Here is a 20,223-nt window from a genome sequence, read left to right on the forward strand (position 1 = left end):
AATCATTGTTGGATATGCCCCAATATAGAGCATATCCAATAATAAGGGACAATAATATAATTATCATTTTTTTCATTTAACCTTATCTTTACTTTTTAAGAAATCGATGATTAGCATTTTATATTTATACTCACTTGTGCCAAATTCTGATAAATCCTCTTTCAGTACATCCCACAAATACATTGGCTTCCCCTTATCTTTTGGATCTCTCTTTTCGATTGGTACAGAATTATCAAATCGGTAGTAAATGGGACGATTATAGTCAGCTCCATTTTGCAACAGGTAATAAGCTACTTTATATTCATCCACCATTACAGATTTACTCAACGCTGATTGACCGAATTCGTTCTGGTAATTTACATCAGCTCCTTTAGACACTAAAAATCTGACCAAATCTAATCTGCCAGTTCTGGAAGCCGCTATTAATGGAGTAAGCCGTGTGCCGTTTTCTTTGCGCCTTTCTCCTATTTCAACATCATTTACATCAGCGCCATATTCGATCAGCATTTTGACAAAAGTAATGTTGTAGAATTTAGAAGAGCAAGCCTTAATAAGAGAAGATGTGCCATCAAATGTGTTATGTATATTGACATCAGCCCCTCTTTTTAATAATGCCTTAAATGGTTTAAGCTGCTGATTCATAATTGTCAGCATTAAGAGTGTATTGCCGTATTTGGATTCTTGATAATTGATTATCTCCGGATTTTCAGAAACAATCTTGTCAATCTTTTTTGTATTTTCGTCCTCCACAGCTTTGGCCAGTTCCCAAGCTGGCGTATTCTGGAAAAGACGATAATCTCTGCCAGTTAGTTCCGATTTATCTACGATTTTTTCCCTACTCAAATCTGAGCAAGAAAATAACAGACAGGCTATTGCTATCAATATGATGAAAATAAAAGCAATTTTACCTTGGTTCATTCTTTTCATATTCCTTTATGCTCTAAATAATGAAAAATATCTTCAAAACGGTCATAATAATCCAGTATATTGGGCTCTTGGTGTGCGTACATTTTTTCTACATGAGACAGTATAATCTGTTTCAACTTGTCAAAATTAGCGGGAGCAACCAATTTGCACAAAGCCATGTCTATGAATATCCAATCAGCTCCTACATCAGGAAGTTCGGTCTCTCCATCCAATACAGGCAAGATGGTCTTATTGTACAGTTTATCAAGCGACGAATATTCGGAGAAAACATATTCTGCACATTTTAGAATGATTTGAAAGTTTTCGAATTCATTCGAATATCCGTCTCCATTTGTATCAAAATTCAATTCATCCTGCAGCCCCAACATACTACCTGAAAAGCTGATGCTTGCCCTGTCTCTTTGATCTTGTAAGGTCTTCACGCTGAATTTTTCAAACCATTTATGGAGAATATCAAACCTCACACCATAGATAGGATATATGACGAGTGACGATGTTGTGTCTCTGTCTCTCCAATGGTCTAACTCAATAAACTGCTTCCCACTTTCTGTTTTGAAGAAAAGAGAATAGTCTCTTTTTCTGAATTTATACCCAGAGAAAAAATCAAGTTGAGCTAAATCATTTACTATTTTATCGAAAGTAGTAATCATAATTTTTGAGCTAATAAAAATTCATTTATCTTACAACCGGGGTTGTAGGAGCCATTCTATTGGATATTCGCCCATCTGCATCAAACAGACCAAATATCCTCTCTATCTCAGAAGTAATCATGTCTGATAGCGAATCCCATGATTTCAATGGAGTCGTGTCGTAACGGTCACAGTAGTATATCTTATTATCCGATGTATTAAGATAAAGCTTTGAACAGTCATAATTATAAGAAGCAAAAAAGAACATCTCCTGTGTGGCATTCTTAGGCCGCTCATTTTTCTGAATATCTTCAAGACTGAATGGATACCATGAATCCAAATCGCTTCTGTTGTATGATGTTCTACAGCCATGTAATGCCAATGTGCAATTCATTATATCAAAGCCATTGGATACATTCATCAGAAAATTCCTGTAAACTTCAGGAATAGCGCATCCCAGTTTCTTCTCCAAATCGCATACTTCTGCTTCTGTAATACAGGGGTACATGACATTAAGCCAGGCAAATTCGGCAATATGCGGAGCCTTTCCAATCATCAACGCTCCGTTTTTCGAATGGGTGACTCCCAAATGGGAGAATCGCATCAATAGATTTTCTAATTCTTTCTTATCCATGATTATTCTTTTGTCTGACGGTTAGTACTATTATTTTCGGATTATCGCCAAAGATATTGTAAATCAATGGCTATCTACAAAGATATGAAACATTCCATATAATCTCCCATGAAAGACAGACTATCTTTATAATGATTGAAAATTATTCAGAATCATTCGATTGACTTATCTTTAATAGTACTCGTTATCCGTCTTATGGGACAGGAAATATTATATGCCAATTCGCATACGGATTATACCCATCTTCATCATCGGAATCACACTGTGTATTAGATTTTAGTTCAATGATTTAGCTATCTCAACAAAAGAGGGTTGCTAATTATTTATTCTTAACTCAATTATATTTTCCCGAAAGTTGAATACAACAGGTTATATTCAAAATAATCGTTCTTTATTCCAGACAAACCTTTCATAAATCTCATTATTATGTGAAATAAATTTCTATCAAAGAATAGTCATCAGAAGCGCCTTCTTTAAAATTGACAGTAACATTTCTTGACAATTCAGTCAAATGGACATGCCGGTAATAACCATCAGAACAGATAAAGATTTTATCGGTATTTTTCAGTTCTTCATATATGACAGGAATATTTTCCCGAAACCCCTTGCCATTGACACATCGTGTAAGGAACGTGCCATCAGCATCGGCCACAACATGGTCTGTTGTCAGTAACATTACCTCATTTGCATGTACTTTGTAAAGCCTGACATTGCCTTGCCACGCATAATACAAAGAATCATCAATTACCAGGGCAACGGTTACGGCGGCTCCCATCTTACATTTCAAATCTCTGCATTTTCCGTATATGGCAGAATCGGCAGCATTGAATGCCATACGTAAGACGTCCGCCGGTAAATTGTGTTGAATCTTATCAAGGGCTGTTGTCATTATGGACTCGGATACGATTTTTGCAGCCTCTGCTCCAAATGACAGACCACCCATTCCGTCAGCAAGAATGGCTATAATGGAATTGTGGGAAAGTTTATGACATAGGATGTAATCCTCGTTACTTTTGTCTTTCCCGGGGAAACTGATGGTTTTGAAATCAATCGTTTTCATCTTCTATTGCTTTTTGGAAAACATCTGCAATGGTTTGCCAGGCCTCCTTTACAGTTTCATAGGTCAAGCCATAGCAATTTTCTATAATCTGATTGAACAACCTGCTCTCATCATCCTTCTCAAGTTCCTTTTCGATGCAGTCCTTGTAATAGACTATCTGTTCCTTAGTTAAAAGCAGGAGCAGATCACGGGCAAGCCAATATCCTCCGACAATATATTCATCAAAATTTTCCCAATCATAAACTTCCGTATAAACATTACGGTCAAGATTGGCCATGAAATAATTGGACAGAATAAACGACATGTCTTCAGCATCTTTACTCGTTTCGATGTTTCTGTCCAACCATGCATTGAATTTCAGCAGAAACAGGCCATGAAGGGATGCTATTCGGATATCAAACTCGCCATCTATATTGACAGTTATGGATTCCGACAGCACCTCGTCAAAGCCTTTTACTGACATCGCAATCTCTTCTTCAGGCGGCCAATAGATATTGTCATCGTCCTTGGCGACACCATACGGGACAATATCCAGTTCATATTCACCATAATAAAAGCGTTGACGCATATCGGTGGACTTCTTAAAACCGTCTGCAACCAGAACCTCCTTGATCTCATCAAAGACACTCCAATCGGGTATTGCAATAGCAATGTCCAAATCCTTTGTTCTTCTTCCGGATGTGGTGTCGATAAGCTGACGGATAATTATATCCCGGGCTGTCGCGCCGATTACATAAAACTCACGCCCCATACGGTTGAAACTGTCAGTCAATTTTTTCAGCAACTCCACCAATAGTGGATTGGCTATTTTCTCACTTGTAATCTTTAAGTACATTGTTCAAAAGTCTTTCAGCCATTTCAATACAACGGCTATTGCCGCTACCTATCAGATCTGCGTATGTGAGAATCGGAGGAACAAGATGGTTTTCCGTTTCCCAATTCCAGAATTTTTTGTATATTCTTATCTCCCCTGTCTCATCAAATCTTACAAAACCTTTTTTCAGTAAATGTGCGGCAGGGATTTGTGTATATATATCAAAAGCACCGGGTTCCAGATAAGAATCCACCATATTCGCTCCGCTTTCTCCACCCCAATACATTCCATCAGGCAAATCCATAGCCAACCATTTTATGCGTTGCTCATTGGTACGGAATGTCATCCTGCTGAGCAATAATTTAGGCTTCAATACCTGATTGTAATTTTCTGTCCATAAATTTAAAAGGGCATTGATGTTTTTTAATGTCCGCTTGCTGCCGGTCATAAGAATAAAATTCCTCTCCACCAAAACATCAAATACATTTTTAATTGCCCCTAAAGATACGCCTGTCGCTTTCTGTATTTCCCTGTACGGTTTGTTCACATTGGTAAATTCCTGCAATAAATAGAATATGACTTTCAATCCTGCTTCCTGAAATGCCGGATAAGGCTTTTCAGCCATTAAAGTGTTTTTTTCTCCTTTATTCACCAGATGAAATATTATCTTATTTCCTTTTGCATATCTGATATGACAATTACCGGCACAATCAAGAGTGTTGATACCGTTGCTTGCCAGATTGTCCATAACGGTTGGCGTAATATATTTTGCAATCAGCAGTACCGGTTGCTTTTCCATTGTTCCCAATATCTTTAGTCGGTTTGTAATATTCCCAATGGTAGCAGTTGTCACCGTATTTTTGACTTCACATAGAAACTCCACATCCATAATTTGAACAATCGCATCAAAATTCTTGTATGTGTTGTCCTCTTTTAGAATGACGGTTTCCTTGGGCAATACAAGTTTTTCCCGTAAAGCCTCCAAAGCCATATTCAATGTTTCAAGTTCTGTTAACACCATAATCAGTTCATTTTTCAGTGATGTTCATTTTTAATGAACACTGCAAATGTAATGAACATAATTTGGATTTCAAAGAGATTTGTTCATTATTTCATATATGTTCATTATAAATGAACGCAAGAATATAAATGAACGAAACAGTAATGAAAATTATTCCGCCATAAGCCCCGCTTCACTTGATAAGTCCCTTCAGAGAAGGTAACTCGGAGGGCGAATACCTCCACGTTCAAGCCTCCGGTTTTCGGGACACAAAATTCCCTGCGGTAATTTTCCGCCCGAAAAAACGCTCCGGTATTGCCGTCCGAGTTGGGGAAAGTACCGGGACTTAGCAAGCGAAGCGACCTACGACGCATAGATACAGGTCAAAAAAAAAATCCGACGGGAGAACCATGCTCCCGTATGCCGTCCCAATGGATTACGCCATCCTGTTATTCCCGTAAACAGAATTCCGCGTCCTGTCACAAAAGGACACATCAAGGGGGACAAAAGCAGCTCGCTCCCAACTCTGCATAATTACAGTTTTTTCTTTTCTTCCGTGCGGCAGAGTGTACCGTCATGTCCGTGTCTGTCCGGCCTTTTTCCCTTTCCTTTTTCGTTCCTTGCTTTTTCCTCCTTTTCCCGCCGTTTTCCCACGCATTTCCGCTGTGTTTTCTCCAGCCTGCGGTGTAATGTGATGACACAAGATGTAATATATATCCTAACATATTGCAAATCAATTATTTATCAAATTTTCTCCTATATATTTGCGGTGACAACATGAGTTATCAACACTAAAAATCAAAAATTATGGCAAAGAAAAATGCACGGGAAGAACCCCCGAAACCACAGGTCACCGAAAATGAGCAGATGAGTGACATCGTGTTCATCCTCGACAAGATGGAACTGATTCTGGAAGCGGTATCGCAAATCGGAAAGGACGGGAAGTACAGCACGGTTGCCGCCGACAAGCAGCACCGCAATTCCTTCCTGAAGATTGACCGCTATGCCGATGCCTTCGAGAACTTCATCAAGAACTTCTGGAGCCAGTTGAAAGACCCGACACGCTTCGGAATCCTCTCTGTCAAGGAGGAGAAACTGGACGACCCTGCCGTGCAGCAGGCCATCGAGGATATTGCCGCAGGAAAAAAGACAAAAGCCGTGGAAGAATTTCTCAAACAGTACGAGATTGTCCCGCGCAACAAGGAAAACCAAAGTATCAACCCAAAAAATCAAAAAGAAATGGCAAAGAAAAATGAACCCCAGCAGGCTGCCGCAGCCGACAGCCAGTCGCAGCCCCAGTACCGTTACAACGAATCCATGATTAACTGGGAACAACTTAAAAATTTCGGAATCTCCCGCGAATACCTTCAGGAACGCGGACTGCTCGAACAGATGCTTCGTGGCTACAAGACCAACCAGGTCGTGCCCATTAGCATGAACTTCGGCTCGGCCGTGCTGAGAACGGACGCACGTCTGTCCTTCCAGCAGTCCGTGTCGGGCGACGTGGTGCTCGGTATCCACGGTATCCGGCAGAAACCCGACCTCGACCGCCCGTATTTCGGGCATATCTTTTCCGAGGAGGATAAGCATAACCTGCTCGAGACGGGCAACATGGGGCGTGTCGTGGAGCTGAAAGGACGCAACGGGGAGTTTATCCCTTCCTTCATCAGCATCGACAAGTTGACCAACGAGGTGGTTGCCATGAAAGCGGAGAACGCCTTTATTCCAAAGGAAATCAAGGGTGTACAACTCTCCGAGCAGGAACAGAAGGACTTGCGTGAAGGTAAGAAGGTCTATGTCGAAGGCATGATCGCCAAGTCTGGCAACGAGTTCAACGCCTTCATTCAGGTGAACGCCGAGCGCAGGGGGGTCGAGTTCATCTTCGAAAACGACAAGCTCTTCAACCGCCAGACACTCGGGGGCGTGGAACTGACACAGAAGCAGGTCGAGGATCTGAACGCCGGAAAGGCCATCTTCGTGGAGGGCATGCAGCGCAAGGACGGCGAGGTCTTCTCCTCCTACGTGAAGCTGGACGAGGCGACGGGCCGTCCGTCGTACACCCGCTACAACCCGGATTCCCCGGAAGGCGCACGCGAAATCTATATTCCCGACGAAATCAACGGAGTGAAGATTACGGCGGAGGAACAGCAGCAGCTCCGTGACGGCAAGGTGATTTTCCTTAACGACATGGTGAACCGTAGGGGAGAGGAGTTCTCCTCCTTCATCAAGGTGGACTTGGAGACGGGACGCCTGAGCTACTCCCGCACGCCCGACGGATTCGAGCTGCGGGCCGATTTCAAGATTCCCGACAAGGTCTGGGACGTACCCCTGACCAGAAAGCAGCGTGCCGACCTGCAGAGCGGAAAGGCCGTGCTGGTGGAAGGCATCAAGGGTTATGACGGGAAGACCATCTCGCAGTACGTCAAGGCCAATTTCAACCAGGGGCGTCTGGACTTCTACAACGAGAATCCCGACCGCAAGCGTGACGCCTCGCAGCGCAACGTGGTGGCCAACAATCAGCGTCAGGAACAGGGCAATCGCAAGTCAAAGGGAGCCAGTATTTCCTGATGGCAGGCAACTGAAAAATGAATGTTGAATCAAAAAAGAGAGAAATATGAAAAAGGAAAACGGAAACGACATGCCTTTCAAGGCAGAAGATGTGAACTGGGACGAACTGCACGACATCGGCATCATGAAGGACGAGCTGGAACTCTCCGGCGAGCTGGACACCCTCCTCAGGGGAGAGAAGACGAAAGTGATGTCCCTGAGCCTCGTGCTCCTCGGCGTGGACGTGGTGATGGACGCCACGCTCCAGCTGGTCCGCAAGGGCGAGGCCCCGCTGCTGGAAATCCAGGGAGTGACACCGTTGGGCAAATAATCTGAGAGCAATTATCAAGTAAACCGATGTCTTACCGCCGTTTCCTGTCTTCCGCATGGAAAACGGGAAACGGCTTAATTTTTATCTTACAATATGATAGCAATCATCGCAGAAAAGCCGAGTGTAGGCATGGACATAGCCCGTGTAGTCGGGGCTGATACAAGAAATGACGGCTACTGTTCCGGTAACGGATATATGGTGACCTGGGCACTGGGACACCTCGTGTCGCTGGCCATGCCCGACACTTACGGTTATACGAAAACGGCAGCGGAGGACCTGCCGATGCTGCCGGACCCGTTCCGCCTGGTCTCCCGACAGATGCGCACGGACAGGGGAATGGTTACGGACATCGCCGCCTCGAAACAGCTGAAAGTCATAGAAAGCGTATTCAACCGCTGTGACAGCATCATCGTGGCTACCGATGCCGGTCGTGATTATCCAAAGTAAAAGATTATCCAAAGCAATAACAACTATAAGTTTCCAATAAATTGATTTTCAATATTACTTTTGATAATGTTGTTTGGATAATATAATGGTAATTTCGCATAGGGTTGGAACAAACCACCCGTTAAAATCAATAAATATGTCCAACAACAAAAAGAAAAACATTCATGTTCTGATACAAGAATGTACAGAACACTTGCGGTTTCTTGGGTATTCGGAAGCCTGCATTACTTTACACCAGAAGAAATGGTCGGAATACCTGTTGCCTTATCTACAGGAAAAAGACATCGTGTTCTACTCGACTGAAGCCGGAGAATGTTACCTGAAATCAGTTCTTTCGAATTTAACCCCATTCTCCAAGCGGGTACTTACTCGTAGTGTGCATATCCTTTCCGCTTATTTGGATACAGGTATTATTCCAAAAAGGATAGTACCAATAGAAGAACATCCTTTGCCCGGAGAGATTGGAGAAGCTGCACATCTTTTTCTGGAAGAGCTGGTAAATAGTCGGCGTAATGATATTACGGTTTTAAAACATCGCCGTAATTTGAGTTATTTTATTGAATTTTTGGAAACCAAGTCAAAATCAAAACTTTGCGATATTGGAGAAGATGAAATCGTGACTTTTTTGAGTACGAGTAGAAACGCCAGGGACAGATATTCTTCTATACGGCTGTTTCTCCGATTCCTGGCAGGTAAAGAATATATTCAGACAGATTTTGAATATGTTCTTTCTCGTAACCGTTATCCCAAACGGGAAAAACTGCCTTCCATATATAGTGCCGAAGAAGTCAAACAAATAGAGTTGTCGGTTGAACAATCAGGTCCGGTAGGGAAACGTGATTATGCAATATTGCTTCTTGCCACACGGCTCGGTTTACGCGCTTCGGATATTTGCAGATTGGAGTTTGACCATTTGGATTGGGATCACAATGTCATTGCATTCATCCAATACAAAACAAAAAAATCGATAGAGCTTCCGTTGCTTACTGATGTCGGTGAAGCCATAGTCAATTATCTGCGTTATGGCAGACCGATTTCCGGGCATTCGGAAATATTCTTATCGGCACGTCCACCTTATCGTCCAATGTTCCGTTGGGGAATAAACGGTGTAATATCAAGAATTATGAGAGAATCAGGCGTTGATATATCCAAACGTAAGTTCGGTCCTCATGCTATGCGTCATTCTCTCGCCAGCAGACTGCTTGCCAACGGTGTTTCGCTGCCAGTCATATCTGAATCATTGGGACACGAGAGTTCCTTGAGTACAATGGAATATTTAAGGGTAGATTTGTCAAGCCTGATGAAATGTGCCCTTGACGTACCGCTTGTCAATCCCGCTTTTTACGAACAGAAAGGAGGTATCTTTTATGGAAAAATGTAAATTTATGAGCGTATTCGCTCCATATATGCAAAAGTTTGTGGATGCAAAAGAAGCTCTGGGTTTTTCAAGGAAATATTTTGAAAGTGTTTTAGGGTTACTCGATCGGTTCTTCATCGAAGAAAAGGTACGGACTCCTTTTATCCCAAGTGTACTGATAGACAAATGGGGACATACTTTGATTAATAACAGCTATAAAACGATTTGTAGCAAATATTCTATATTGGCACAGTTTGCAAAGTATATGAATAACATAGGTTTTCCTTGTTATGTACCTCGAATTCCAAAGAGCAAAGCCAATACGTATGCACCATACATCTTCACGCACGAACAAGTGCTTTCCATTTTTACAGTGTGTGATTCTCTTGTGGCCAGCGATCACGGAAATATGGACAGCCGTCTTTTTTCTATACCTGCCATTTTTCGCCTGCTGTATGGTACAGGGATGCGTGTGAGTGAAGCCACGTCATTGTTGAACCAAGATATAAATCTCGAGAAAAGAGTAATCACAATAAGGAAAACCAAGAACCAGCGCCAACGCCTGATACCTGTCTGTCCGTCATTGCACCAGATGTTAAGCCAATATGTGGAAGCGAGGAACAGGCTGCCTTTACCCCATGTAAATGCCATGGAGTCTCCATTTTTTATTTCTCCATCCGGATTGCCTCTGAACCAGAGCAGGGTTTATGCGTGGTTCAGAATTATATTAAGAAAATGCAGTATTCCGCATTGTGCTAAAAAAGGACCCAGAGTACATGATCTAAGGCATACATTTGCCGTACATTCGTTGATGCGCCAAGTAAGAAACGGGGCGGATATATATTGTACGCTTCCTATTCTTTCCGTTTTTCTTGGACATAAGAAGCTGTCCGATACGGAAACCTATGTGCGGCTGACACAAGAGATGTATCCGGATGTACTGAAACTGGAAAGTTCCATTACAAGTTTTTTATACCCCGCTTTACCTAATAATCCTGTAGCCTATGAAAGATGATTTTGCAAAGTATCTGACTCGCTTTTTTACAAGTTATCTGTCCGGAGAACGAGGTCTGAGCCATAACACCATAAGGGCATATGGAAATACATTCTTGTCATTCATAGATTTTATGGAAAAAACAAGATGCATTAAGGCAGACAGGATATCGCTGGAACATCTGACACGAAACAACGTTTCGGATTTTTTACATTGGACGGAAGAAAACAAAGGATGCGGTACAGCAACACGCAATCAAAAGCTCTCCGCATTCCATACTTTTTGTAAGTATATGCTGTATACTGACATCTTCCATTTGGACCAATGGCAATCCATATTATCTATAAAATCGAAACATTGCGAAAAGCAGTCGGTAAGTTATTTGTCTATTGACGGAATAAGACTATTGTTGTCGTTAATACCAGTAAATACGAGAAACGGACTTCGTGATCTTGCCTTGATAGCGTTACTGTATGACAGTGGAGCCAGAGTTCAGGAACTCATAGATTTGACACCGACAGACTTGCATTTGGTTAAGCCATATTATGTGTCATTATTTGGCAAGGGACGGAAAAGAAGGCTTGTTCCGCTACAAGAACAGCAAGTGGAATTACTTAAAAAGTATATGGAAACCGAAGGTCTGTTGAAGCAATCGTTGAACCAACGTCCTTTGTTTGTAAACAACAGAGGGGGAAAACTCACAAATGCGGGGGTAACTTTTATTTTGATGAGATACGTGAGGAATGCACATGTTGCAGATCCGAATCTTATACCAGCCAAAATCAGCCCTCATAGCCTACGGCACAGCAAGGCGATGCACTTGTTGCAAGCCGGAGTAAACTTGATTTATATTCGGGATATACTCGGGCATGTATCTATACAAACTACAGAAATATACGCTCGGGCTGATTCCAAACAGAAAAGAGAGGCTCTTGAAGCTGCTTATGCAGACATCATTCCTGTCATGGATAAAGTAGAAGGCTCTTGGGAGAAAGATTCAAAATTGAAGCACTGGTTAAAAGGACTTGGAAAGTAGGACTAATTATTATCCAAAGTAGTTTTTGTAAGTATTAAATATAACTATCTCATAATCAAATACGAATAGAATTCTACTTTGGATAATCTTTTACTTTGGATAATCGCGATTATCTAAAGTTGTGATAAGCGTGAAGGCGAGTTGATATTCAGGTACCTGTATTCCTACACCGGCTGCACCCTGCCGTTCCAAAGGCTGTGGATAAGCTCGCTGACCGACGCCGCCATCCGCAAGGGACTGAAAGAGCTGAAGGACGGGCACGAGTATGACAGCCTATACCTTGCCGCCAAAGCAAGAAGTGAAGCCGACTGGCTGGTGGGCATCAACGGCACGCAGGCATTGTCGGTAGCCGCCGGGCGGGGCACGTATTCCGTCGGACGGGTGCAGACACCCACGCTGGCGATGGTCTGCAAGCGATTCTGGGAAAACAGGCGTTTCACACCCGAACCGGTACACCAGCTTCATTTCACCACGCCGTCGGCGAGCGTGAACGAGGTTGTAAAATTCTCCTCGGTAGAGAAATGGAAAGACAAGGAAAAGGCAGCTACATTACATAATAAGGTAAAGGAACAGATGTGCGCCACCATCGTGAGAGTCGAAAAGAAGGAGAAGGTGGAGAACCCTCCGCTGCTGTACGACCTGACTACGCTCCAAAAGGAAGCGAATACGAAGCACGGCTTCACGGCGGAACAGACGCTCGACCTTGTGCAGACGCTCTACGAGGCAAAGCTCATCACCTATCCGAGAACATCGAGCCGCTACATTCCGGAGGACGTGTTTGCCGAAGTACCCTTGTTATTTGAAAGATTATCTGCCCATTCATTGTTTGCCGATAAAATCAAAAGCATGGACGCACTGAACCGTCGCAGCGTGGACGCCTCGAAAGTGACCGACCACCATGCGTTGCTGGTGACACCCAACCGTCCGCTGGCGCTCTACAAGAACGAGCAGCTTATCTACGACATGATTGTGGGGCGCATGATTGAGGCGTTCTCCCCGGAATGCGTCAAGGACACGACCACCGTCCGGGCGGAATGCGAAGGCGTGGAGTTTGAAACGAAAGGCTGCATCGTACGCAAGGCGGGCTGGCGTTCGGTCTATGATGAGGACAAGGAAGACACCGTACTGCCAGACTGGAACGAGGGCGACACGCTGGCAATGAACGGCTGCTCGATGAGCTCGGGCATGACCCGTCCGAAACCGCTCCACACGGAAAGTACCCTTCTGGCGGCGATGGAGACCGCCGGACGCGAGGGTATGGAGGACGAGGAAGTGCGCCAGGCGTTGAAGGACTGCGGCATCGGCACGCCCGCCACCCGCGCCGCCATCATCGAGACCCTGCTTAAAAGGGAGTACATGGTGCGCGTGAAGAAGTCGCTTGTGCCGACGGAGAAAGGGCTTGCCCTGTATTCCATCGTGAAGGGCATGGACATCGCTGATGTGGAAATGACCGGGCGCTGGGAGTCGGAACTGGCGGAGATAGAAAAAGGCAGGACGCCGCACGAGGCTTTCCTGCGCGACATCGAGGGCTACACCCGCAAGATAACCACCGAACTGCTCGCCTGCGACAAAATCTTCGGGCACAAGGCATCGGGCTGTGCCTGTCCCAAGTGCGGCACGGGCACGATGCAGTTCTACGGCAAGGTGGTGCGCTGCGACAACCCGGACTGCGCCCTGCCGGTGTTCCGCCAGATAGCGGGCAGGACGCTCACCGACACGGAAATGACCGACCTGCTGGCCAAGGGAAAAACGGGCGTCCTCAGCAGCTTCAAGAGCAAACAGGGCAAGCCGTTCAGCGCAGCAGTCGCTTTCGACGCGGATTTCAACACGAAATTCATCTTTCCTGAAAATAAATCGACAAGAAAATCCATAAACAAGAGAGGAGGAAGAAAATAAATGTATAAATTTTGATAAAGTAAGCTGCATCTCGGAATAAAAAATAAGCTCGCTTATTTTGTTCTCCCCTCGATTTGCATTACTTTTGCCACTGATTCACTGTTCATAATCTGTTTCAATACGTTGAAGCATTGTTTTACGGTGGATTTAGTGGCGGCACTCGGAGGGATACCGGGTGCCTTTTTCTTCTCCTTTATCAAAATCCAAAATCCGTTTTTCACCACTAAATCCATCAGAAAATGAAACAGAACAAGAAAACCCTTCCGGCGGAGCTGTCCTACTACGGGCTGTACCTGCTGGACTACCTGAGAAAATACCATCCCGACAAAGTATCCGACACGGACCTTATCACAGAAAGGGAGGAAGCCGCCACCGTAACCTTTGAAAAGGAAAGGCTGGCGGGCGGCACGGTGGAACACGCTCACGAGGAAGCCATGCGCGTCCTGCTGCGCGGGCTGCACTTCTCGCCCTACGCCCTGCTGACAGAGGTCGTGGAGAGGGAGTTTGCCGACGAGGTGCCGGAATCCGGACGCGAGGCGTTCTGCCGCGACCTGTACCCCTATCTGAAAAACCTGTTCGCCGGTTACGATACGTCGGACGACACCTTTGCCCTGTCGCCTGCCCATGACCTGCTCTATACGGAACTGGTGGGAACCGTCGTGCTTTATCTGGAGGAAGGCCATGGCGTTCAATAGGAAACAGAAACTGAGGGACAACATCGAGGCGGTACGCACGGCGTTCACGCTTGACCGGGAACGGCGCACCCCGACGGAAAGGGAACGTGCGCTGCTGGAGCGGTACTGCGGCTTCGGAGGGCTGAAGTGCATCCTGAACCCGGCAAAGGAACTGGCGGATGCCGTGCATTGGGCGAAGTCCGACCTCGAACTGTTCGCGCCTACGGTGGAGCTGCACCGCATCATCCGGGAGAACAGCAGGGATGAAACGGAGTACAAGCGGTATGTGGATTCGCTGAAAGCCTCGGTGCTGACGGCGTTCTACACGCCGCAGGCCATCACGGATACCATCGCGGACGTGCTGCACGACAGGAAGGTACGCCCGAAGCTCGTGCTGGAGCCTTCGGCAGGCATGGGCGCGTTCATCGGCTCGGTGTTGTCGGACAACCCACAGGCAGAGGTGATGGCCTTCGAGAAAGACCTGCTGACAGGCAAGATGCTGGGACACCTGTACCCGGAGCAGAAGATACGCACGGAAGGCTTCGAGAAGATAGAAAAGCCGTTCCTGAACCGGTTTGACCTTGCCATATCCAACATCCCTTTCGGGGACATAGCCGTGTTCGACCCTGAGTTTGAGAACGGCTCGACCTTCCGGAGAATAGCGGCAAGGAAGGTGCATACCTATTTCTTCCTGAAAGGGCTGGACGCGGTGCGTGACGGCGGCATCGTGGCGTTCATTACCTCGCGGGGCGTGCTGGACACGGAGGGCAACGGCGGCACACGCTACATGATGACACGCAAAGCGGATCTGTTGTCCGCCATCCGCCTGCCGAACAACCTGTTCACGGAAAATGCCAACACGGAAGTAGGCTGTGACCTGATTGTCCTGCAAAAGAACGAAGGCAAGGAGGAGCTTTCCGAAGAGGACAGGAAGTTTGGCGATGTCGTGAAGAACAACCATACGAACATTGTCACCAACGGGTATCTGTTCGACCACCCGGAACATATCATCCACACTGACGCGAAACGTGACACCGACCCTTACGGCAAGCCTGCCATCGTCTATACGCACAGCGGCGGCGTGGAGGGCATCGCCACGGACCTGTACCGGATGCTGTCGGACGACCTGTCGGCAAGGCTGGACCTGGAACGCTACAACGGCATCAAGGGTGAAAGGCTGGAACCCCGGCAGACCATAGCTGTACAGCCTACACTGGCAGAGACGAAAAAAGAGAATGACATCAAGGCGGTTACCGGGCAACAGCCGGAGATGAAAAGAGAAGAAAATCCGGTGCCGCCAAAGGCGGAACCGGCGCAAGCCGTAGCGCAGGAGATGGGAACAAAACGGCCTGAAGCCGCGGTAATGGACTTATACGATTTGTTTGGCTACACGCAGGAGGAACGGCGGATGGCGGAACGCGGGCTGAAACCGGAGAGGAAGAAAGGCGGCAAGTCCAAACGCAAAAAGCAGCAGGAACAGCCGCTGTTTTCCCCGTCGGAACTGGAACAGATAGAGGTGAAGCCGAAAGAAGCTGAACAGCCCATGCCCGAACCGCCTGTAGAGAAGCCTGCCATAGACGATGACCCGGAGGATGCCGTTTACCGTAGTCTGGACTGGGAAACCAACCCGCCCATCAACGGCTTCTACGAAATGATGATGTCGCTCACTCCCGAACGGCGTGCCGAACTGCGCCGTTTGGGAAAGGAGAAGATGGATGCCAATGCCGCCAAGCAAGCGGAAAAGGTGCAAACTGTCTATCCGATAGAGAACGCATACGAAGTGCGGGCGAAAAAACAGATAGAGCGTGTGGAAAGGGAGATGCGCGGGGAGGAAGCCGCCCTGCCCCCGGAAGAACGGCAGCGCAGGAAAGAGGAAGCAATGAAACCGCGCCCGTTCAAAGGCATAATGGAGCCGCACCTGAAAGACGGCTCACTGGTATGGGAACACACGGGCGGCGTCCGCTTCCAAATCGGGGTGCTGAAGGATGTCACCCGCTACGGGGCTACCTTCCAGCCGCTCGACATGGACGGAATGCAGGCGCGGAAGGCGCAACTCTACATCGACTTGCGCAACACCTACGAGCGGCTTTACGCTTACGAAGCGGAGAACCACGAGGAGAACGCCCTGCTGCGCCGCAACCTGAACACCTACTACGACGAGTTCGTCATGCGCTACGGCAACCTGAATGCCAAGCACAACGCGAAGCTCATCCTGATGGACGCTTCAGGGCGCAACATGCTCTCGCTGGAACGCGGCGAGAACGGGCAGTTCGTCAAGGCGGACATCTTCGACCGTCCCGTTTCCTTTTCGCAGGAAACGCTTGTCGAGGTGGAGTCGCCCGAAGAAGCCCTGTCCGCCTCGCTCAACCTGTACGGCGGCGTGAACCTGCCCTACATGGAATCTCTCTGCGACCTGCCGCAGGCGGAGATGCTCGAAGTCCTGAAAGGACGGGTGTTCTACAACCCGTTGGCGGACGGCTACGAGATAGCTGACAGTTTCATCGCCGGAAACGTGGTGCAGAAAGTAGCTGATGTGGAGGAATGGATAAAGGGACATGAGGGCCACGGGATGATGCCGCAGGCGCAGGAGGCTTTGGCGGCACTGCGCGAGAGCGTACCCGAACAAATCCCTTTCGAGGACCTGGACTTCAACTTCGGGGAGCGTTGGATACCCACGGGCGTGTATGCCGCCTATATGAGCCGCCTGTTCGACACGGAGGTGCGGATAACCTACTCGGAGAGCCTCGACGAGTATTCGGTGAAATGCGCCTATCGGACGATGAAAATCACGGACGAATTCCTTGTGAAGGGCTACTACCGCAACTACGACGGCATGAACCTGCTGAAGCACGCCCTGCACAACACCTGCCCCGACATGATGAAAAGCATCGGAAAGGACGAGAACGGCAACGACATCAAGGTGCGTGACAGCGAGGGCATACAGCTTGCCAACGCGAAGATTGACGAGATACGAAACGGCTTTACCGAGTGGCTGGAGGAACAGTCGCCGGAGTTCAAGAAGCGGCTGACGGACATGTACAACGACAAGTTCAACTGTTTCGTGCGCCCGAAGTATGACGGATCGCACCAGAAGTTCCCGGACTTGGACCTGAAAGGCTTGGGCATAATGGACTTGTACCCCTCGCAGAAGGACTGCATCTGGATGCTGAAACAGAACGGCGGCGGGATAGCCGACCATGAGGTCGGAACCGGCAAGACACTGATAATGTGCGTGTCAGCGCACGAGATGAAGCGTCTGGGAGTGGTACACAAGCCGATGATTATCGGGCTGAAAGCCAACGTGCGCGAGATAGCCGAGACCTACCGCAAGGCTTATCCCAACGCCCGCATCCTCTACGCCTCGGAGAAGGACTTTGCCGCCGCCAACCGCGTGCGTTTCTTCAACGACATCCGCAACAACGACTGGGATTGCATCATCATGTCGCACGACCAGTTCGGGAAAATCCCGCAGTCGCCGGAGTTGCAGCAGCGCATCCTGCAGGAGGAGCTGGACACGGTGGAGGAAAACCTCGAAGTGCTGCGCACCCAAGGCAAGGACGTGTCACGAGCCATGCTGCGTGGATTGGAGAAAAGGAAAGTCAACCTTCAGGCGAAACTCGAAAAGGTGGAATACGCCATAAAGACAAGGACGGACGACGTGGCGGACTTCAAGCAGATGGGCATCGACCACCTGTTCATCGACGAGAGCCACCAGTTCAAGAACTTGACGTTCAACACCCGTCACGACCGTGTGGCGGGGCTGGGCAACTCCGAAGGAAGCCAGAAGGCGCTGAACCTGCTGTTCGCCATCCGCACCATACAGGAGCGGACGGGCAGGGACTTGGGGGCGACGTTTTTGTCTGGAACTACTATTTCCAACAGCCTCACGGAGTTATATCTGCTGTTCAAGTACCTGCGCCCGAAGGCGCTGGAGAAACAGGACATCCGCTGCTTCGACGCATGGGCGGCCATCTTCGCCAAGAAGACGACCGATTTCGAGTTCAACGTGACGAACAACATCGTGCAGAAGGAACGCTTCCGCTACTTCATCAAGGTGCCGGAGCTGGCGGCGTTCTACAACGAGATAACCGACTACCGCACGGCGGAGGACATTGGCGTGGACCGTCCGAAGAAGAACGAGATACTGCACCACATACCGCCCACCCCGGACCAAGAGGTGTTTATCGGGAAGCTGATGCAGTTCGCCAAGTCGGGCGATGCGACGATATTGGGCAGACCGCCGCTCTCGGAAACGGAGGAGAAGGCGAAGATGCTCATCGCCACGGACTATGCACGGAAAATGGCATTGGACATGCGCATGATTGACCCGAATTACGAAGACCATCCCGACAACAAGGCGAGCCATTGCGCCAAGATGATAGCGGAATACTACCGTAAGTATGACGCGCAAAAGGGCACGCAGTTCGTCTTTTCGGATTTGGGCACGTACCAGCCCGGTGGTGGTTGGAGTGTCTATACCGAAATCAAGCGCAAGCTGGTGGAGGATTACGGCATACCCGCCCACGAAATCCGCTTCATTCAGGAATGCAAGAACGAGAAGGCGCGGAAGGCGGTCATTGAGGCGATGAACAGCGGTTATGTCCGTGTGCTGTTCGGCTCGACGAGTATGCTCGGCACGGGCGTGAACGCCCAGCGCAGGGCTGTCGCCGTCCACCACCTTGACACGCCGTGGCGTCCGTCCGACCTCGCCCAAAGGGACGGACGGGCGGTGCGCAAGGGCAACGAGATAGCCAAGCTGTATGCGGATAATAAGGTGGATGTCATTATCTACGCCGTCGAGAAGTCGCTGGACTCGTACAAGTTCAACCTGCTGCATTGCAAGCAGACGTTCATCAGTCAGCTGAAAAGCGGCGCATTGGGCGCACGAACCATCGACGAGGGGGCGATGGACGAGAAGTCGGGCATGAACTTCTCGGAATACATGGCGATACTGTCGGGCAACACCGACTTGCTGGACAAGGCGAAACTCGAAAAGAAGATAGCCTCATTAGAGGGCGAACGCAAGTCGTTCAACAAGGGCAAGCGCGATTCGGAGTGGAAATTGGAGAGCAAGACAAAGGAGTTGAATGACAATAAAGCCGTCATCGCCGCCATGACGGAAGACTGGGAGAGATTCACCGCTGCCGCCAAGACCGGAAAGGACGGCAACCGGCTTAACCCTATACGGATTGACGGGGTGGCTTCCGCTGATGAGAAGGCCATCGGCAAGAAGTTGCAGGAGATAGCCAAGAATGCCACGACGGGCGGGCTGTACCGGCAAATCGGCGAACTCTATGGCTTCCCCATCAAGGTGGTGAGCGAGCGGATGATTTGCGACGGACGCGAGACCATTGACAACCGCTTTATCGTTGAGGGGCACTATAAGTACAAGTACAACAACGGGCATCTGGCGATGGCGGACACCCACGCCGCCGCAGTGAACTTCCTCAATGCGTTGGAGCGCATCCCGGCGATTATCAGGCAGTACGAGGAAAAGAACCAAGTGCTGGAACGCGAGATACCGCAGTTGCAGGAGATAGCGGGCAAGACATGGAAGAAAGAGGACGAGCTGAAGCAACTGAAATCCGAACTTGCCGCCCTTGACCGAAAAATTCAGCTGGAGCTTGCGCCACCCACGCCCGAAGTCGCAGAAAAGGAGAATGAAGGGCAACAGCTCAAGCCGGAAGCGGAAGATGTGAGGAACAGGCAGGCGCAATATCCCGAAAATGCACCGCCGCAGATACGCAGTCCGGCGGATAGTATCGTTGCCAACCATGTCATAATCGGGCGTCCGGGACTGTATGCCAAGGAGGAAACCCGGTCCAAAGGATTGAAAATATAACCTTAGGAATTTTATCTGAAGTATTAATAAGGGCT

13 protein-coding genes and 2 pseudogenes are annotated in these 20,223 nt (G+C 48.0%); 9 read left to right on the plus strand and 6 right to left on the minus strand.

The genetic code is table 11. From position 1 onward, the window contains the following. Positions 1-72: 72 nt before the first annotated feature. From ABGT88_RS06985 to ABGT88_RS07010, 6 genes are all read right to left on the minus strand, one after another. Positions 73-927, minus strand: a complete 855-nt coding sequence (locus tag ABGT88_RS06985; RefSeq protein ID WP_289543087.1) for an ankyrin repeat domain-containing protein — start codon at positions 925-927, stop codon at positions 73-75. Continuing rightward, the gene (locus ABGT88_RS06990; RefSeq protein ID WP_289543086.1) at positions 924-1,577 is read right to left on the minus strand and encodes a hypothetical protein; all 654 of its coding nucleotides are present in this window, start codon (positions 1,575-1,577) and stop codon (positions 924-926) included. Before ABGT88_RS06990 ends, ABGT88_RS06985 begins: the two co-directional genes overlap by 4 nt. 25 nt (positions 1,578-1,602) lie before the next feature. Further along, positions 1,603-2,190: an SMI1/KNR4 family protein gene (locus ABGT88_RS06995; protein ID WP_072544871.1), complete on the minus strand. Its 588-nt coding sequence runs from the start codon at positions 2,188-2,190 to the stop codon at positions 1,603-1,605. A 424-nt stretch (positions 2,191-2,614) separates the two neighbouring features. Then, positions 2,615-3,250, minus strand: a complete 636-nt coding sequence (locus tag ABGT88_RS07000; RefSeq protein ID WP_072544872.1) for a PP2C family serine/threonine-protein phosphatase — start codon at positions 3,248-3,250, stop codon at positions 2,615-2,617. Beyond that, on the minus strand, positions 3,237-4,085 hold the full coding sequence (locus ABGT88_RS07005) for a nucleotidyl transferase AbiEii/AbiGii toxin family protein (protein WP_072544873.1): 849 nt from the start codon (positions 4,083-4,085) through the stop codon (positions 3,237-3,239). Before ABGT88_RS07005 ends, ABGT88_RS07000 begins: the two co-directional genes overlap by 14 nt. After that, on the minus strand, positions 4,063-5,085 hold the full coding sequence (locus ABGT88_RS07010) for a type IV toxin-antitoxin system AbiEi family antitoxin (RefSeq protein WP_192921160.1): 1,023 nt from the start codon (positions 5,083-5,085) through the stop codon (positions 4,063-4,065). Before ABGT88_RS07010 ends, ABGT88_RS07005 begins: the two co-directional genes overlap by 23 nt. Positions 5,086-5,871: 786 nt before the next feature. On the opposite strand from ABGT88_RS07010, the gene ABGT88_RS07015 reads away from it, so the two are divergent. The 9 genes and pseudogenes from ABGT88_RS07015 (at position 5,872) to ABGT88_RS07055 (ending at position 20,188) form a co-directional block, all read left to right on the plus strand. Further along, entirely contained in the window at positions 5,872-7,632 is a 1,761-nt protein-coding gene (locus ABGT88_RS07015; protein WP_346701207.1) for a DUF3945 domain-containing protein, read from the plus strand. Positions 7,633-7,678: 46 nt separating this feature from the next. Then, complete coding sequence (locus ABGT88_RS07020) at positions 7,679-7,942, plus strand: DUF4099 domain-containing protein (protein WP_346701209.1); 264 nt, start codon at positions 7,679-7,681, stop codon at positions 7,940-7,942. A 93-nt stretch (positions 7,943-8,035) separates the two neighbouring features. Further along, positions 8,036-8,377, plus strand: a pseudogene (locus ABGT88_RS07025) (toprim domain-containing protein); the annotation flags it as partial. A 148-nt stretch (positions 8,378-8,525) separates the two neighbouring features. Continuing rightward, on the plus strand, positions 8,526-9,770 hold the full coding sequence (locus ABGT88_RS07030) for a site-specific integrase (protein ID WP_057256750.1): 1,245 nt from the start codon (positions 8,526-8,528) through the stop codon (positions 9,768-9,770). Next, entirely contained in the window at positions 9,757-10,761 is a 1,005-nt protein-coding gene (locus tag ABGT88_RS07035) for a tyrosine-type recombinase/integrase (protein ID WP_206422497.1), read from the plus strand. Before ABGT88_RS07030 ends, ABGT88_RS07035 begins: the two co-directional genes overlap by 14 nt. Beyond that, positions 10,751-11,776 (plus strand): tyrosine-type recombinase/integrase, encoded by a 1,026-nt coding sequence (locus ABGT88_RS07040; protein WP_057256749.1) that lies wholly within the window; start codon positions 10,751-10,753, stop codon positions 11,774-11,776. Before ABGT88_RS07035 ends, ABGT88_RS07040 begins: the two co-directional genes overlap by 11 nt. 129 nt (positions 11,777-11,905) lie before the next feature. Next, positions 11,906-13,672, plus strand: a pseudogene (locus ABGT88_RS07045) (DNA topoisomerase); the annotation flags it as partial. A 239-nt stretch (positions 13,673-13,911) separates the two neighbouring features. After that, entirely contained in the window at positions 13,912-14,367 is a 456-nt protein-coding gene (locus ABGT88_RS07050) for a DUF1896 family protein (RefSeq protein WP_055220716.1), read from the plus strand. Next, the gene (locus ABGT88_RS07055; protein ID WP_346701212.1) at positions 14,354-20,188 is read left to right on the plus strand and encodes an N-6 DNA methylase; all 5,835 of its coding nucleotides are present in this window, start codon (positions 14,354-14,356) and stop codon (positions 20,186-20,188) included. The genes ABGT88_RS07050 and ABGT88_RS07055 overlap by 14 nt, the downstream gene beginning before the upstream one ends. Positions 20,189-20,223 lie beyond the last annotated feature (35 nt).

The organism is Barnesiella sp. An22 (assembly GCF_963931395.1).
Lineage (GTDB): Bacteria > Bacteroidota > Bacteroidia > Bacteroidales > Barnesiellaceae > Barnesiella > Barnesiella merdigallinarum.

What these genes read in the sequence shown, in the direction of transcription:
- ABGT88_RS07020 (WP_346701209.1), top strand. Translation starts at nt 7,679, where the DNA reads ATGAAAAAGGAAAACGGAAACGACATGCCTTTCAAGGCAGAAGATGTG.
- ABGT88_RS07055 (WP_346701212.1), top strand. Translation starts at nt 14,354, where the DNA reads ATGGCGTTCAATAGGAAACAGAAACTGAGGGACAACATCGAGGCGGTA.
- ABGT88_RS06990 (WP_289543086.1), bottom strand. Translation starts at nt 1,577, where the DNA reads ATGATTACTACTTTCGATAAAATAGTAAATGATTTAGCTCAACTTGAT.
- ABGT88_RS06995 (WP_072544871.1), bottom strand. Translation starts at nt 2,190, where the DNA reads ATGGATAAGAAAGAATTAGAAAATCTATTGATGCGATTCTCCCATTTG.
- ABGT88_RS07040 (WP_057256749.1), top strand. Translation starts at nt 10,751, where the DNA reads ATGAAAGATGATTTTGCAAAGTATCTGACTCGCTTTTTTACAAGTTAT.
- ABGT88_RS07000 (WP_072544872.1), bottom strand. Translation starts at nt 3,250, where the DNA reads ATGAAAACGATTGATTTCAAAACCATCAGTTTCCCCGGGAAAGACAAA.
- ABGT88_RS06985 (WP_289543087.1), bottom strand. Translation starts at nt 927, where the DNA reads ATGAAAAGAATGAACCAAGGTAAAATTGCTTTTATTTTCATCATATTG.
- ABGT88_RS07035 (WP_206422497.1), top strand. Translation starts at nt 9,757, where the DNA reads ATGGAAAAATGTAAATTTATGAGCGTATTCGCTCCATATATGCAAAAG.
- ABGT88_RS07050 (WP_055220716.1), top strand. Translation starts at nt 13,912, where the DNA reads ATGAAACAGAACAAGAAAACCCTTCCGGCGGAGCTGTCCTACTACGGG.
- ABGT88_RS07010 (WP_192921160.1), bottom strand. Translation starts at nt 5,085, where the DNA reads ATGGTGTTAACAGAACTTGAAACATTGAATATGGCTTTGGAGGCTTTA.
- ABGT88_RS07005 (WP_072544873.1), bottom strand. Translation starts at nt 4,085, where the DNA reads ATGTACTTAAAGATTACAAGTGAGAAAATAGCCAATCCACTATTGGTG.
- ABGT88_RS07015 (WP_346701207.1), top strand. Translation starts at nt 5,872, where the DNA reads ATGGCAAAGAAAAATGCACGGGAAGAACCCCCGAAACCACAGGTCACC.
- ABGT88_RS07030 (WP_057256750.1), top strand. Translation starts at nt 8,526, where the DNA reads ATGTCCAACAACAAAAAGAAAAACATTCATGTTCTGATACAAGAATGT.